The sequence below is a fragment of the Chlamydiales bacterium genome (assembly GCA_016185065.1).
Lineage (GTDB): Bacteria > Chlamydiota > Chlamydiia > Chlamydiales > Rhabdochlamydiaceae.
The window spans coordinates 11,525-27,409 of record JACPOL010000006.1 but is presented as its reverse complement, the minus strand read 5'-3'; the positions used below and the strand labels follow the sequence as shown (position 1 = coordinate 27,409).

Annotated in this window: 12 protein-coding genes and 1 tRNA gene; 4 read left to right on the top strand and 9 right to left on the bottom strand. The window is 50.7% G+C overall.

Annotated features, from left to right (window positions below):
* Positions 1-13: 13 nt before the first annotated feature.
* The 3 genes from HYX48_03430 to HYX48_03420 form a co-directional block, all read right to left on the bottom strand.
* Positions 14-622 (bottom strand): ATP-dependent Clp protease proteolytic subunit, encoded by a 609-nt coding sequence (locus HYX48_03430; GenBank protein MBI2742947.1) that lies wholly within the window; start codon positions 620-622, stop codon positions 14-16.
* A gap of 395 nt (positions 623-1,017) precedes the next feature.
* Positions 1,018-2,349, bottom strand: coding sequence for a trigger factor (gene tig, locus HYX48_03425; GenBank protein ID MBI2742946.1), 1,332 nt, complete (start codon positions 2,347-2,349; stop codon positions 1,018-1,020).
* 22 nt (positions 2,350-2,371) lie between these two features.
* Positions 2,372-2,443, bottom strand: a tRNA-Gly gene (locus tag HYX48_03420).
* Positions 2,444-2,668: 225 nt separating this feature from the next.
* Between HYX48_03420 and HYX48_03415 the strand changes: the two genes are divergently transcribed.
* The 3 genes from HYX48_03415 to HYX48_03405 are packed head-to-tail and all read left to right on the top strand — an operon-like array spanning position 2,669 to position 9,082.
* On the top strand, positions 2,669-6,169 hold the full coding sequence (locus HYX48_03415; protein ID MBI2742945.1) for a DEAD/DEAH box helicase: 3,501 nt from the start codon (positions 2,669-2,671) through the stop codon (positions 6,167-6,169).
* A 39-nt stretch (positions 6,170-6,208) separates the two neighbouring features.
* Positions 6,209-7,267 carry a rod shape-determining protein gene (locus tag HYX48_03410; GenBank protein MBI2742944.1) on the top strand — a complete coding sequence of 353 codons (1,059 nt, stop codon included), beginning with the start codon at positions 6,209-6,211 and terminating at the stop codon, positions 7,265-7,267.
* A complete protein-coding gene (locus tag HYX48_03405; protein MBI2742943.1) occupies positions 7,268-9,082 on the top strand; it encodes a phosphoenolpyruvate carboxykinase (GTP) in 1,815 nt (604 codons plus the stop codon).
* 169 nt (positions 9,083-9,251) lie between these two features.
* Here the strand turns inward: HYX48_03405 and ndk are convergent, their stop codons facing one another.
* Entirely contained in the window at positions 9,252-9,677 is a 426-nt protein-coding gene (ndk, locus tag HYX48_03400; protein MBI2742942.1) for a nucleoside-diphosphate kinase, read from the bottom strand.
* Positions 9,678-9,745: 68 nt separating this feature from the next.
* Here ndk and rfaQ point away from each other — a divergent pair, with 68 nt between their 5' ends.
* Entirely contained in the window at positions 9,746-10,858 is a 1,113-nt protein-coding gene (gene rfaQ / locus HYX48_03395; GenBank protein MBI2742941.1) for a putative lipopolysaccharide heptosyltransferase III, read from the top strand.
* Here rfaQ and HYX48_03390 read toward each other — a convergent pair.
* From HYX48_03390 to kdsA, 5 genes are all read right to left on the bottom strand, one after another.
* Positions 10,855-11,652 (bottom strand): hypothetical protein, encoded by a 798-nt coding sequence (locus tag HYX48_03390; protein ID MBI2742940.1) that lies wholly within the window; start codon positions 11,650-11,652, stop codon positions 10,855-10,857. The genes rfaQ and HYX48_03390 overlap by 4 nt on opposite strands.
* A 406-nt stretch (positions 11,653-12,058) precedes the next feature.
* Positions 12,059-12,790, bottom strand: a complete 732-nt coding sequence (gene lptB, locus HYX48_03385) for an LPS export ABC transporter ATP-binding protein (GenBank protein ID MBI2742939.1) — start codon at positions 12,788-12,790, stop codon at positions 12,059-12,061.
* On the bottom strand, positions 12,783-14,291 hold the full coding sequence (locus HYX48_03380) for a hypothetical protein (protein ID MBI2742938.1): 1,509 nt from the start codon (positions 14,289-14,291) through the stop codon (positions 12,783-12,785). Before HYX48_03380 ends, lptB begins: the two co-directional genes overlap by 8 nt.
* Positions 14,288-14,902, bottom strand: a complete 615-nt coding sequence (locus HYX48_03375) for a hypothetical protein (GenBank protein MBI2742937.1) — start codon at positions 14,900-14,902, stop codon at positions 14,288-14,290. Before HYX48_03375 ends, HYX48_03380 begins: the two co-directional genes overlap by 4 nt.
* Entirely contained in the window at positions 14,887-15,729 is an 843-nt protein-coding gene (kdsA, locus tag HYX48_03370) for a 3-deoxy-8-phosphooctulonate synthase (protein ID MBI2742936.1), read from the bottom strand. The genes HYX48_03375 and kdsA overlap by 16 nt, the downstream gene beginning before the upstream one ends.
* Positions 15,730-15,885 lie beyond the last annotated feature (156 nt).

Below are 15,885 nucleotides of genomic sequence, written 5' to 3'. Positions count from 1 at the left end.
TTTATCTCGAGTATTATGATGTTTTAACTTCTGTCGCACGCGGAGGCTGAACCGCGATCTTATCGATGATTCCATACTTTACTGCGGCATCTGGGCTCATGAAGAAGTCTCTTTCGGAGTCTTCAAGCACTTTGGCGATTGGCTGGCCTGTAAGCTCTGAGATAATTTTAGCGCACATCTGCTTCAGCTCTAAAATTTCACGCGCTTGGAGGTGTATATCTGCAGAGGTGCCTGTAACTCCGCCTGAAGGCTGGTGAATCATGATACGGCTATTTGGAAGAGCGTAGCGCTTTCCCTTTGTTCCTGCAGCCATGAGCAGCGCCGCCATTGAGGCCGCTTGTCCGAGGCAGTAGGTGTTGATCTCATACCCCATGAAGCGCATCGTGTCGTAGATCGCCAGGCCAGCATTGATGATTCCGCCGGGGGAGTTGATGTAGATGTTGACATCCTTCTTGGGATCTTCAGCGCGCAGGAAGAGCAGCTGAGCAATAACAGTATTGGCAACCTGATCGTTGATCTCTGTTCCGATGAAAACAATTCGATCTTTCAGAAGGCGAGAGAAGATATCCATCGCGCGTTCGCCACGGCCGGTATCCTCAATGACATAGGGGATCGTATACATATCCGCTCCGGGGCCTCCCTGCGACCCTCTTGCGCTGCATCTCGCTTTGCCAAATCGCGTCCTCGGAGAAGGGGTGTACAGAGTACTACCCCGTTGACGCGCTCGCCGCGCTCTCCTGCGGGTGCAATTTTGCTGTGCGATATGCATCGAAGGGCTGCTCCAGGCGGCTCATCCCACGCTTGCCAGCGCGGGTCCCTTTCGCGTCCAGTCGCAGTTGCAGATAAAAAGACAGAGAACCTTTCTCTTTGAAGAAGGCCCGAAAAGAAAATGAACATCGGTGGACGAAGTGGACAGGCGGGCAAGAGAGGGGGAGGATTCTTTCTTCAGCGCGTGTCCATTTTCGTCCGTTTCCGGTCCGTTCTCTTCCGGGCGGGCGCTCTCTTTTCTACGAGCGCTTAAACGGAAGCAGCGGCGATGGTTGCTTGGGAGATTAGGTAGTCTTCTGCCTTCTCCAGGACGAGGCGAGAGTAGGTCTCGGCTTGTCTGACCTCTGAGTGGTCGTGAGCATGGTAGTTGGGCTGAGGGATCATCAGCGCCTCTAGCATGTTCGTCGGAGCTTTAGGCATGTCATCTGCGGTGATGGTAAGCTTCGCATCTGCGATGATCTTACGGCAGAGGTAGAAGAGGCGAACGGCCTTTTCAGACTGTGTGTAGATCGATTCGACCATCTTTCTGCGGTCGTCTTCTTTCATCGCTTCCCACTCTTTTTTGAAGTGCGCATCTTCTGCGAGCTGCTTCATGCGGAACTGGGTCTCTTTTTCGATGAGAGTATTCGGGAGTTCGAAGGGGAACTGGTTTAAGAGAGCCTCGTTGAGCTGCTCGCGCAGTTTTTCCTGGACGTGAGCATCGGCTTGTTTATTAAGGTGCTTGAGAAGAGAGGCGCGAAGATCTTCTAGGTTGGCAACGCCGAGCTTAACGGCGAAGGCGTCATCAACAGGAGGAGGAAGTGCTTCTTCGATTGTTTTGAGGACGAGTCGTACCTTCTTTGGTTTAAGCGCAGCTTTATCTTCTGCTTTTGCATCTTCATCTGGAACGCTTACGCCCTCTTTCTGGTCGCCGACGTTCATGCCGATGACGAGCTTACGCATCCACTCTGCCATCGACTTCTTTGTGGCTTCAAAGCGGGTATTTGAGAAGAGGCGTACTGGTGGCTCTTCGTCGATAACATCGACATCGAGGAGAACGTAGTCTCCCTCTTTCACTGGGCGGTCTTTAATCTCTTTCCACTCGGCAAAGAAGAGCTGTACCTGACGGATCGTCTCTTCGACCTTCTCATCGTTTACTTCAGGGCGCGGAACTTCTTTGAGTTGGATCTCTTTAGGATTAATTGTGGGAAGTTTTGGCTGAGTATCGAAAGTGAGGAAGAGTTTTGCGCCATCCATAGAATGGCTCTGCATCTTAAAGGTGATCTTTGTGTCTTTGCTGAGAAGAGGAACTTTGCAGAGGCTGATGCTCTCGCGGAAAGCGACGTCTGCGATCATCTCCTGCCATGCTTTGTCTAGATCTTGAGGGTATTTTTTGATGACTACTTCATCTGGAGCTTTTCCTTTGCGGAAGCCTGGAACGGAGATCTCTTTTGAGAGACTGCGAATCGCCTTTTTATGCGCTGTATGTACTAAGGAGGGCTTTACCTCTACTTCTAGCTCTACGCGGCACTTCGGTTTGTGGTGGACGACAACGCGCACAGAATCATTCGAGAAGTCGTGCGTTTCAGACTGATTTTCCATGGAAACTCCTCAAGAAGGTCATAGCGGGTGATGAGGTTCGAACTCACGACCCTCACGTTGGCAACGTGATGCTCTACCACTGAGCTACACCCGCATCAAATCAAAAAGAAATACATTAATCGGCCCCGTTATTTTTTTCACTATTTTTCGCTAGCTCACCGAAAAACAGTTTAGCTTCATAGAGCAGTGCAAAGTGTAGATTCTTTTTTTTGTTGCGGGACTTAAAGAAAAAATGTACAAGCATGGAAAAACTAAGACCCTATCCGCAAATAATAAGTTTTTGAGTTTGCAGATAGGTTCAGAAAAAACTCAACGGATTATGCTGAACTTTCGCAAGTTAAAACAAGATTTCTCATCGAACATCGTCAAAGAGGGGAAAGAGCTCTTTGAAAAGAAAAAAGTTGTCTCTGCAAAGCTGCTCCATCTCGATGGCCGCTCGATGCGCATCGTGGGCCGGATCTCCGGACAGTTTGAGAACAGTTACGAGAGCGAGATCGAGATTAACCGCGAAGAGTGCGAGCTGATCGATTCAGATTGCGACTGTCCTTATAACTACGACTGCCACCACTTAGCGGCGCTTCTCTTCTATCTCGAAGAGCATCTGGATCGCATTCTAGTTAGCTACTCAAAAGAGACCGATTTAAAACAGCTTTCTGAAGAAGAGGATTTCGACAAGGAAGAGAAGGAGAACATCCTTCAGAAGGTGAAAGAGGCGGAGACAAAAGAGGTTCAGAGGCAGGAGGAGCAGTTCCAGAAGCAGATGCTTCAAGAGTATATCACCTCTTCAGAGCTTCTCGCGATCTCTCCCTTCTTTAGAGCGCCTGAAAAGCATGAGATCGACCGCGCCGAATTCTCGCTCGTATTTACTCCGCTTACTCAAGGGGATAAGGATGGGAAGAATCTGGTGGAGATACAGATTGCGCTCCGCTTGCCCTCCCGTTCGAAGCCTCTGCACATCCCCAACATCAAGCAGTTTCTTGAGAAGATGCGCTACGGAGAGCAGCTCTTCATTGGAAGTAAGCGCTTCCGCTTCTCAAAAGACTCCTTCGACGCCTCGCAGCAAGAGATTGTAGGCATGATCATGGACCATGCGCGCTTTCCAGATGCGATAGGTTCAGAGAGAGCTCAGAGAGCCGCGAGCATCGATGGCGAGGTGTTTGGCCTCATCCTCGCTAAAGCCCACGAGATCGCCTCCGAGGCGGCTGTAAATCTTGGATTTTCTCCTCAAGATGAGGAGCTCCCCACTCTTAACGGGTTATATGAGAGCAGTCTAGAGTCTCCGCTGCGCTTCTCGCTGCAGCCGGCGCAATTTCGCTTCGCCCTTGAATATATTCCTCCTCCGACTTCAAAAATTCTTCTGAATCCCACTCTTGTGGTCAGTGGAAATGTCGTCCAGATTGAAGATGCGAAGTTTTTTGAATGTGCCAAGCCTGGCATGCTCTATCAGAACGCCTACTACCGCTTCCCTGCACAGATTACTCGTCTTCACCTGCGCAATCTGCACCCGATTCGCGAGATGACGGTTCCTCAGCCTCTTTTTGGAACATTTGTTGAGAATGCTCTTCCCGAGCTCAGCCGATTTACAGAAGTGGCAAACCAGCGTGTGATCGAAGACTTTGTTACTCTTCCCTACGTAGGGCAGGTGCGTGCGAGCTGCGACCTCTCGTTTTTAAATGGTGAGCTCGATGCTGTGCTCCACTTCCACTACGACCACCATAAGATTCCTGCAGCTCCAACTCAGCTCACTTATAATGACGTCACATCTTTCGTTACAGAAGAGGGGGTTCTTGCGCGCAATCTAGTTGAAGAGCGCAAGATCATCGAAGATCTCTTTTCAGATTTCATTTTTAATCCAGAGATGGGCGCTTACGTCACTAAGTCCGACAAGAAGATCGTTGAATTTATGACCGATCTGATTCCTCGCAATCAGGAGCGCGTCACATTCAACTGCCCGCAGAATCTCTTAGACCAGTTCATCTACGATCAGACAGAGTTCACGCTGAAGCTCGCTCCTTCCCACCGAATCGATATCTACGAGATCGATCTGAAGGTAAATGGGGCTTTAAAAGGCGTTAAGCTGGATCAGCTCTGGGAGTGCATCGCCTCCAAGAAGGCGTTTATCGAGTTGGACTCTCCCAAGATGAAACAGGGCAAGAAGAGCTCCGATAGTGGAAAGATGTCCAAGATTCTCGTCCTCGATCTGGATAGAATCAGCGGCGTTGTTCAGGTTTTTGACGAGCTGGGAATCAATGTATTAGAAGATCACAAGATGGAGAGGCCGCTCTGGAGTCTTGCCAATATCGATGCAGACTCATTTAAAGGGCTTCCTGTCGAAGTTGAGATCTCGGACAAGCTGCTTGAAATCCGCAAGCAGATGCTAGGGGAGAAGCAGTTTACTTTCAGCGCTGTTCCGAAAGAGGTGAAAGCTACTCTGCGCTCCTACCAAGCAGATGGGGTTAAGTGGCTTGAGCGCCTCCGCCTCATGTATCTTAACGGGATTCTCGCCGATGATATGGGTCTTGGAAAGACGTTGCAGGCGATCGTTGCAATTACGCAGCTTCGAAGCAAACAGAAGAAGGTCTGCCTCATCGTCTGCCCAACCTCCCTTCTGCATAACTGGCGCGAAGAGTTTAATAAGTTTAATGCGGGCATAAAAGCGCAGGTTGTAGATGGCATTCCCTCTCAACGCAAGCGCCTTATCGATACGATTGAGAAGTATGATGTGGTAATCACCTCATACACGCTGCTGCAGAAAGACATTGAGAGCTATAAGACGGTTCAATTCTCCTACGTGATCCTCGATGAGGCTCAGCATATTAAGAATCGCGGCACACGCAATGCTAAATCGGTCAAGATGGTGCAGGCAGACCACCGCCTGATTCTCTCCGGTACACCTATCGAGAATTCGCTGGACGAGCTCTGGAGTCTATTCGACTTCCTCATGCCCGGATTCTTAAGCGGTTACGAGCGCTTTGTAGAGAAGTATGTGCGCGTTTCGGGTCCAGAACTTACCAAGAACCTCGAATATCTACGCAAAAAGGTGGCTCCATTCATCTTGCGCCGCATGAAGAGCGATGTGCTTGATGATCTTCCTCCTGTCTCCGAGAACGTCTACCATTGCAAACTCAGCGACGTTCAGCAAGATCTCTACCGCTCTTACGCAGCTTCTGCCCGCGACGAGCTTACCAAGCTGGTTCAAAGAGATGGTTTCGACCGCGTTCAGATCCACGTCCTCGCTACTCTCACACGCCTTAAACAGATCTGCTGTCACCCAGCGATCTTTGCAAAAGAGAAGGCGGAGATTGGGGACTCGTCCAAGTATGACATGCTTGTCGACCTCCTTCAAACGCTGATCGAAGGAAAGCATAAAACGGTGATCTTTAGTCAGTATACCCGCATGCTCCAGATTATGAGGGACGACTTCGAACAGAAGGGGATCCGTTTCGCTTATCTGGATGGCTCTACCAAGAATCGCTTGGAAGTAGTTAAAAAATTTAATGAAGACGCCTCCATCCCTGTCTTCCTGGTCTCGCTAAAAGCTGGCGGCACGGGATTGAACCTCGTTGGCGCCGACACGGTCATCCACTATGATATGTGGTGGAACCCTGCCGTCGAGAACCAGGCGACCGACCGCGTCCACCGAATCGGTCAGAAGAATTCAGTCTCAGCCTATAAGCTCATTACGCTCGGGACGATCGAAGAGAAGATCGCCGAGATGCAGAAGAGGAAAAAAGGATTAGTCAAGAAAGTGGTGAGCTGCGATGATGAGGCTATATCTAAGCTTACTTGGGAAGATGTATTAGAACTTCTAAAAACATAACTCATGAATAATTCCAATCAACAAGACATTAAAAGTGTCATTCTTAAAGCAGGTCAGAATCTATTTGAAAAGTATGGGCGTTTTGCCGGTCTTTTCTCCAGCGATATCGGTATCGACTTAGGCACTGCAAATACTCTCGTTTACGTCCGCGGAAAAGGCATCGTTCTCGCTGAGCCCTCCGTTGTCGCCGTAGACTCCACTACTAATGAGGTCTTAGCCGTCGGCCATAAAGCGAAGGCGATGCTTGGAAAAACACCGAGAAAGATCCATGCTGTCCGCCCCATGAAAGATGGGGTCATCGCAGATTTTGAAATCGCAGAGGGGATGCTTAAAGCCCTTATTAAAAGAGTCACTCCTGCGCGCAGCCTCTTCCGCCCTAAAATCCTCATCGCAGTTCCTTCAGGCATTACAGGTGTAGAGAAGAGAGCCGTAGAAGACTCGGCCCTGAGAGCTGGCGCTCAAGAGGTCATTCTGATTGAAGAGCCGATGGCTGCTGCAATCGGAGTCGACATGCCTGTCCATGAGCCATGTGCAAACATGATCATCGACGTGGGCGGCGGTACAACTGAAATTGCGATCATCTCTCTCGGTGGCATCGTAGAGTCCAGATCTCTCCGCATAGCGGGTGATGAGTTTGACGAGTGCATCGTCAACTACATGCGCCGTACCTATAATCTCATGATCGGCCCAAGAACTGCCGAAGAGATTAAGATGACGATCGGCTCGGCCTACCCTCTGGGAGACCATGAGCTCGAGATGGAGGTGCGCGGTCGCGACCAGGTCGCCGGCCTGCCCCTCACAAAAAGAATTAACTCGGTCGAGATACGCGAGTGTCTTGCTGAGCCTATCCAGCAGATCATCGAGAGCGTCAAGCTCACTTTAGAGAAGTGCCCTCCTGAACTTGCAGCAGACCTCGTTGAGAGGGGAATGGTGCTTGCGGGTGGCGGCGCGCTAATCAAAGGTCTTGATAAAGCTCTAATCAAAGAGACGGGACTTCCTGTCATCGTGGCACAGAGCCCACTTCTTGCCGTCTGCCTGGGAACGGGCAAAGCTCTCGAATACTTATACAAGTTCAAGAAGCGCAAGCAGAGTCTCTAAATGAGCGCAGATCTTCGACGGTGGACTACCAATCAGGGTCTGATCCGCTGGGTTGAAGAGGCCATCGCGCTCTGTACACCCGAAAGCGTGCACCTTTGCAACGGCTCGAAAGAGGAGTATGACGCTCTCTGTAAAGAGCTTGTGAATAAGGGAACCTTCATCCCTCTTAATCCCAAAAAACGTCCAGGTAGTTTTCTCTGCCGCTCGCACCCCGATGATGTCGCGCGCGTAGAAGAGTGCACATTCATCTGCAGCAAGACAAAAGAGCAGGCGGGCCCGACCAATAACTGGCGGGATCCCGAAGAGATGCGCGCCACCTTAAAAGAGCTATTTAAAGGGTGCATGCGCGGAAGAAAGATGTATGTCATCCCCTTCTGCATGGGCCCCTGCGGCTCTTTAATATCACATATTGGCGTGCAGATCACAGACTCTCCTTACGCTGTCGTCAACATGCACATCATGACGCGCGTGGGCAGCCCGGTGCTAAAAGCCTTAAAAAATGATTTTTTTGTCCCCTGCATGCACTCTGTTGGCGCACCACTCTCTCCAGGAGAGAAGGACTCCACCTGGCCTTGTGCGCCCGACAAGCGTCACATCGTTCACTTCCCAGAAGAGAGAAGCATCTGGTCGTTCGGCAGTGGTTATGGAGGAAACGCCCTTCTTGGAAAGAAGTGTTTTGCCCTTAGAATCGCCTCAGTCATGGCTCGAGAAGAGCAGTGGCTAGCAGAGCATATGCTCATCCTGTCCGTTACCAATCCTCAGGGAGAGAAGCGCTACATTGCAGCGGCTTTTCCTTCAGCTTGCGGCAAGACAAACCTTGCGATGCTCAGTTCGACGTTAAACGGCTGGAAGATCGAGTGTGTCGGTGATGACATCGCCTGGATGAAGATAGGCCCTGATGGCAAGCTCTATGCGATCAATCCCGAAGCTGGCCTTTTTGGAGTTGCGCCCGGCACCTCCTACCAGTCGAATCCCAATGCGATGCGCGCGATTGAGAAGAACACTATTTTTACGAATGTTGCGCTCACGCCCGATGGAGATGTCTGGTGGGAGGGGATGACCCCAGAACCCCCTGAGAAGCTCATCAGCTGGACAGGGGAGAGCTGGACTCCGGCTTCTCAGACGAAGGCTGCTCATCCCAATTCGCGCTTCACTGCGCCTATTAGTCAATGTCCGGTTCTAGATTCAAAATGGAATGATCCCAAAGGAGTTCCCATCTCTGCTATCATCTTCGGAGGGAGAAGAAGCTCTACACTGCCTCTTGTCTTTGAAGCTTTAAGCTGGCAGCACGGCACCTTCCTTGGGGCCACCCTCTCTTCCGAAACAACTGCTGCAGCAAAGGGCGAAGTTGGCAAGCTCAGACACGACCCCTTCGCGATGCTCCCTTTTTGCGGTTACAATATGGGCGACTATTTTCAGCACTGGCTAGATATGGGAAAACTCATAGCAGCCGACAAGCTGCCGCGCATCTACTACGTGAACTGGTTTAGAAAGTCTTCAGATGGAAAATTTCTCTGGCCCGGCTTTGGCGAAAACGTCCGCATCTTAAAATGGATCTTTGAAAGAACTTCAGGAAGAGATTCTGCTCTTTCGACTCCTCTTGGCTGGATTCCGAAAGAGGGTGCTCTCGATCTTATCGATCTTCCCCTTCCCAAGGAGAACCTGAAGCAGCTCTTCGCAATCGATCAAACAGAGTGGCTGAAAGAGATCGAAGGGATCAAAAGCTACTTCTCCATCTTCGGCAGCCACCTGCCTCCTCTCCTCTCCCAAGAGCTCGATGCCCTCCGCACCCGCATTAACACTGCAAAAGATTAGAAGAGTTTACACAGAGATCACAGAGACTTGAGAGAAAGAGGAGAAGATCATCTTTTCTGCTCACCGCAGAAAAGATGGATGCTCTGCCGCTTCGCGGCAATTTTTCTCTTCTCTTCCCTCTCTGTGTCTCTGTGATCTCTGTGTAAAACTCCCTCTTTTTCTTTTCTTCTTAACGGGAGATGATCTCGTTTGGGCGGAAGAAGAAGGCGATTTCGGTCTTCGCATTCTCTAGGCTGTCAGAGCCGTGTACCGCGTTCTTGTCGATCGTCTTTGCAAAGTCAGCGCGGATCGTTCCTGGCGCAGCTTCTTTCGGATTTGTCGCTCCCATCAGATTGCGATTCTTCATCACAGCATCTTGTCCTTCGAGAACCATGATGAGGCAAGGGCCTGAGATCATGAAGTTAATCAGTTCTTGGAAGAAGGGGCGGTGAGCGTGTACAGCGTAGAAGCCTTTTGCTTGCTCGGGGCTGAGGTGGAGCATCTTTGCTCCTACAATCTTTAGCCCAGATTTTTCAAAGCGGGCGATGATCTCGCCGATGTGATTGCCGGCAACGCCGTCGGGTTTAATGATAGAAAGGGTCTGTTCGAGGGCCATCTTTATTCTCCTAAATAGACGTAATTGTGTAACGGCCTTGTATTATAAGAAGTGGCTAAATTATTCTCATGCACAATATGAGCTACGGCAACTATCCAGACCTTTCTCGAGTGGAGCGCATCCTCGTTGTGAAGCTCCGCCACCATGGAGATGTCCTCCTTACATCGCCTGTTTTTTCTCTCTTAAAAAAAAGATTTCCAGACGCTCAGATCGACGCTCTCATCTACAAAGAGACGCTTCCGATGCTCGAGGGGCATCCTGCAATTGAAAATTTTGTCACCTATGACCAGAAGATCAAGAAGCGCTCCCTTTTTGTAAGGCTCTGGAAAGAAGCGCAGCTGCTTCTCGGCATCCGAAAGAAGAGATACGATCTCGTCCTCAACTTAACGGAAGGGGATCGGGGAGCGATCGTCGCTCTCCTGTCCGGAGCCAAGTGCCGCGCAGGATTCGACCCCGGCAAGAGCGGCTTTATCGGAAAGAAGAGGATCTACACCCACATCGCCAAGGCTCCGCGCACACCGAGGCACACTGTTGAAAAGCAGCTGGATCTACTTCGAAGAGTGGGGATCTTTCCTGAAGTTAACGAGAAGGAGCTCTTCTTTCACGTTCCGGATAGCGCGCGAAAAAAGATCGAAGCCCATCTTAAAGAGGCTGGACTTGAAGAGGGGGGATTCTTCCTCATACATCCTGTTTCCCGCTGGCGCTTCAAGTGTCCCCCGCCCGCATTTACGGCAGAGCTTATTCGCAGGCTCGGCGGCAGAGTCGTCCTCTCCTCCGGGCCAGATGCGGAGGAGCGCGCCTTTATTCAGGAGATCGTCAAGGATCTGCCCGATGGCTCATTTCTGGACCTTGGGGGGAAGATGACATTGAAGGAGCTCGGTGCGTTGATTGAACTGAGTAGATGCCTGATCTGCGTCGACTCAGTGCCTCTGCACATCGCCTCGGCGCTCAAAACGCCCGTTGTTGCGCTCTTTGGTCCCTCATCGGAGATCAACTGGGGGCCTTGGCAGAACCCCCGCGCAAAAGTCGTTGCTCAGCCCTTTTCTTGCCGCCCCTGCTTCATGGATGGGTGCGGGGGAAGCAAGAGGAGCGAGTGCCTCTACACCCTCTCAACTAGCCAAGTTACACAAGCTGTCGAAGAGCTAGGGATACCCGTTCTCAATCTCGTGCAGAAAAATTAAGTTTGCGGAAAGAGGATCCGGTACTGACGAGACCCTACCTTTTCCCACTCACTGATTCTCTTTGCTTCAACAAGCATGGAGAGGATCATCTCTAGCCAGTTATTATTGCCGTCAAAGACAACAGACCCCGAGATTCTTGTCGTGATATTTTCGAGAACGGTGAAGGTATAGGGGTGCCATCTCTGATTTTGGCTTAATGGCTCGCTTACTCCTGGCGGCACAGATATAGTATTGAGAGTGTACTTTCGCTTTTCAGCGCTGACTTCCCCTGCGGTCCTTAGCTCTGGGAAGGTCTTCCTTTTATTTGCAGCTCTTCCTTTCAACAGCTCTTCATCAACAAAGTCGATCGCCTCTCTTAATGAGATTGAGTAGTTGCTGCCAGGACACTGTGTAGCAGTATCAAGATCCAAACCATAGTGTCTTCCTAGATTGTTAGGAATCAATCTGTATGCGTTGGCAGGGCAAGTAAATTCGAAAGTATAAACTGAGCGAATAATCAAGTGAGCAAGAAGGATAATTAGAGGAACAACAACGGTGAAACATAGGGCGACTTTTGCAATTGTTTCTAAGGTAGACGGAGTGGAGAGGGACTCCGTAACAAAATAGTGCCCTGCTAAGCTTTTGTGCGTCACCTCTACATGTTGAAGTCCCGGGATGAAGTTAAAGAAGTTGGTCACAAACTCGATCATCGACTCTTTAAGAGGAAGGTCGATAGGCTCATCGCGTTCCATATCCCACCCCCAAGGCCTCTGAAAGGTAGTTGGGCTGAATAGATCTACGGAATAGCTCGACATGGGTTTCTCCCTGTTTTTAAGCCATCCATTTTACCATTTTTTTTATAAAAACTGAACTAAGAACCTCCAGCAACCCCACCAAAAATAAATTTAAACCAGCGATTTAATTTTTTATTCACTCCTGCCTGGTCTTTGATTTTTTGGAGTGCGGCGACTCGGCGCCGCTTTTCTTGAGATCGACCTGGCGATCTCTCTTTTTCTTAATAAAAGAATAACAAGATCCAGCTACGCTGGGAGGATCGCCCAATTGAAAGACAAAGGGCGGCAAGATATGCAGGATAAGGCCGAGAGTAAAAGTGTTACCTATGTCCTGACAGAAGTGTCGCGATGTTTCTTTCAGGAGATATCGACAGGTCGATATCGAGAAAAGCGGCGCCGAGTCGCCGCACTCCAAAAAAGAGGAGCGCTAGAGGCGGAAGTTTTCGCCGAAATAGGAGGTGCGGGCCTCTTTGCTATTCAGGAGCTCGTCGACCGAGCCAGACATGAGGACCTTACCTTCGCGGATGAGATAGCTCTTGTCGACGATCGAGAAGATCTCTCGGGCGTTATGGTCGGTGATGAGGACGCTGATCCCGCGGTTTTTGAGGTGGTGGATCATCTGTTTTACATCATTAACAGCAAGCGGATCGATGTTCGCAAAGGGCTCGTCAAGGAGAAGAAGCGAGGGCTGTGTGACGAGCGCGCGCGTGATCTCGAGGCGTCTACGCTCTCCACCAGAGAGGGTGACAGCTTTTTTCTTGGCGAGTTTTTCTAAGTGCAGCTCGCACAGAAGAGCTTGAAGGCGCGCCTCTTTCTCTCCCTTACTCAGGGGCAGAGTCTCTAAAATGCAGAGGATGTTCTCTTCAACGGTGAGCTGGCGGAAGATTGAGGGCTCCTGCGCGAGGTAGCCCATTCCCATGTGCGCTCTCTCATGGATAGGCAGGGCTGAGATGTCGCGGCCTTTGAAGAAGACTCTTCCAGAATCGGGCTGGATGAGTCCGATGGTCATGTAGAAGGCGGTTGTCTTGCCGGCGCCGTTGGGTCCTAAGAGGCCAACGACTTCGCCCTGTCCGACAGAGAGTGAGAGGCCGCTTACAACAGCCTTTCCGTTGTAGGACTTTACGAGCTCTTCAGCGATGAGGATGGGTTGTTTATTCATTGGCGGGGAAGAGTTTTTTCATGAGTTTACTTTCTTCATCAGAGAAGGCGAACTGGACATTTCCAATGCCTTGTACTCTCTCCTCTCCCGTTTTAGAGTCGCGAGTGATATGGACCTCTTGCGCTGCGATCTTCATCGTCTGCGACTTGTCCATAAAGAGCACCTTGCGGCCGGGAGCTGCTGAGAGAATGATGGTGCGTGTGGTGTTAGAGAGGGTAAGGCGGTCGGCTAGCGCGTAGCGGGGCTTCTTCTCATCCATCGAGAAGAGGCGAATGTTTCCTGTAAGAGTGAGAACAGAGGGGCGGAGATTTCCCTGCGAAGGGGTGTACTCCATCTGTGCGTGGTTAGCAAAAAGGGAGAGGCCGCTCGTCTTCGACTGCATCTCGTAGTGGACCTGCTTGTCTAGAGGAACGCCGCCGCCCTTTCCATCTTTGCCCGGTTTTCTCTTTGGACTTTCAAGAGTTGCACGTAGCTGCTGGCGATCGAATGTGAAGGGGCCGTAGCCTCGGAGGTGGTGGCTCGTCTCATTCTCATCTTTAAAATCGACCTCAGTTACGCCTGTTGCGCGGATCGACTTCAGAACTCTATTCTGCTTCTGCTGGGTTTGAACGATCTCGAGATCTCCGTCGGAGGTGAGTCTGCCAAAGAGGCTTTCTAGTACGTTGACGTGGCCTTTTAATGTCAGAGTGTTCTTCAGGTGGTCCCAGAGGAGGTGGTCGCAGGTGAACTTTATCGCCCCCTTCTTTCCATTTGCGCCTGTATGAGAGGTGACAGAGCCTTTCGGATGGAGAAGAGTGAGCTTGGAGTTCACGATATCGAGGTCTACCGACTCGGCAAGAACGAGATCATCTCCGTGGACTAGTCTGCAAGGATTCTCTGCGTCTTTAGGATAGGCAGTGACGATGCCTTGAAACTCTTGAGATGATCCCTCTTTAGTGGGCATTTTTCTGTAAAGGGCCTGGTGCGCTTGGAGTGAGAAGTCTCCTGCAAACTCGATGGAGACCTCGTCTTTAGCTAGAATGGTCTCAATATCGAAGCTCGCCTTCTTATCCTGATCTTCTCTCTTTGCAATCTTCAGGTCGACGCTATTTCCGAGAAGGCGAAAGAGCCCCTTTTTTAGTGCGTCGCTGTAGACAACTTTATTTCCCTCTAGCGCGGTGAGCTGGCCTTTTAAACTGGTGAAATCTAGGTCTGCTCCGTCGCACTGGATCTGAGCGCCCGTTTTCATGCTGAGTTTAACGTGGTTCATCAGCTGAATCAGCGAGAAGGGGAACTCCTTGCCGACCTCCTGCTTCTGCAGCTTCGCTTCATCGGCCGCGAGTTTGCCGAGGCCATGGTCGAGAAGGACGTGGCCTGTTAAGAGGAGCGCATTTCCATCGTAGGAGGCGTTCGAAGAGGAGACTGCCGCAGAATCGGCTTTCTGTTCAGCAGGCGCATCTGCTCCATAGAACGTGCTGGTGCAGAGAAGAAGAGAGGTTAGTAGATAGCGATAGCCTTTCATATGCCGCCTCCTGGGTTTTTCGAAAATTGAGCCTTAAAGTTCTTAGCTTGGAACTGTGGCGATTTTCCCGAAACAGAAAAAGAGACGTCTTGCGCAACTCCTCGGATAAAAGGAGCTGTGCGGCTCTGGTCAAAAGTGAGAGTCTGTCCTGGCAGGCGAAAGAGAGAGATGGCGACATTCTGCGCTAGAAACTGCTGCGTCGTGTAGAGGTAGGTTCCTCGATCCGCTTCAAAGTAGCGCATCTGCTGCATCGGCTTTCCTCCCTCTGCGATGAGGCGGTCCTGCATCCAGCAGTGGATCTTCTGGAGCTCTTCGACAATCTCAAAGCTGCTTCCCTTGGGCTGAATGGTCAGAAGAGATGAGGCGCTCTCAATTCTCGTGTGGAGCCGAGAGGAGTCCTCTTGGGTAAACCAGATGTCTTTGCGCACGCCTTGACGCGTCTGATGCGTCGATGAAGAGAGAGCCTCTGGATTCGAGCTATTCAGCTGCGTTTGTTTGTTTTTCTGGTATGCGACGATGTCGCTCTGTTTCACTCTGCAGACCAGAAGCGTCCAGAGAAGAGTGAGTAGAGTAAAAGAGAGCAGGGTGTAGAGGCTTATCTTACGGAACATCGCGTGTCTATCCCTTGAATGAGCTCATAGATTCCTAGCACCTGTTTCAAGAGAGCTGGAAGCTCCGCGAAGGGGACTACAGAATCCTTATCGCTTTTTGCGCGCGAAGGATCGGGATGAGCTTCTATAAAGAGGCAGTTACAACCTGCTGCGACGGCCGCCTTTGCAAGCGTCGGGATGAACTCTCGCTGCCCGCCAGAAGCAGTTCCATTTCCACCAGGGAGCTGGACCGAGTGGGTCGCATCGAAGCAGACGGGGAAGCCGTAGCGCTGCATGATCGGGATTCCGCGCATATCGGAGACGAGGTTATTGTAGCCAAAGGTTGTTCCGCGGTCGGTTAGGATGATCTTTCGGTTGCCAGTTGCGAGGATCTTCTCAACGGCATTGCCCATGTCCCACGGCGCCATGAACTGGCCCTTTTTCACATTGACTACCGCTCCACTCTTTCCCGCAGCCGTAACGAGATCGGTCTGGCGGCAGAGGAAGGCGGGGATCTGGATGATATCGCAGACAGCTCCTGCCGCAGTCGCCTCTTCGGGAGAGTGGACGTCGGTTAGAACGGGGAGATCAAACTCTTTTTTTACTCTCTCTAAAATGCGGAGCCCCTCTTCAAGGCCTGGTCCGCGGAAAGAGGAGAAAGAGGAGCGGTTCGCCTTGTCGTAGCTAGATTTGTAGATGAGCTCGATGCCCAAATCTGAGAAGAGGCGCTTCAAATATTCAGCTGCAAAAAGAGCTTCATCTTCGCCTTCAATCACGCAGGGGCCGCACATGACAGCGAGAGGCTCTTTTTCTGAAATGAAAAAATCTTTTACTGGTACACGTTCCATAAGTCTGAAAGGATCGCCTTTTTCAGGCTTTTATTCAAGAGAGGATATACTGCAACCTGATTAGTTTTTTATACTGACGCCCTGAATTTTTTTGTTTGATAAAGCGTGGAGCTCGCAGCAATCTTCTTGTCAGCTTGCAAGAGCGAACGCAAAATC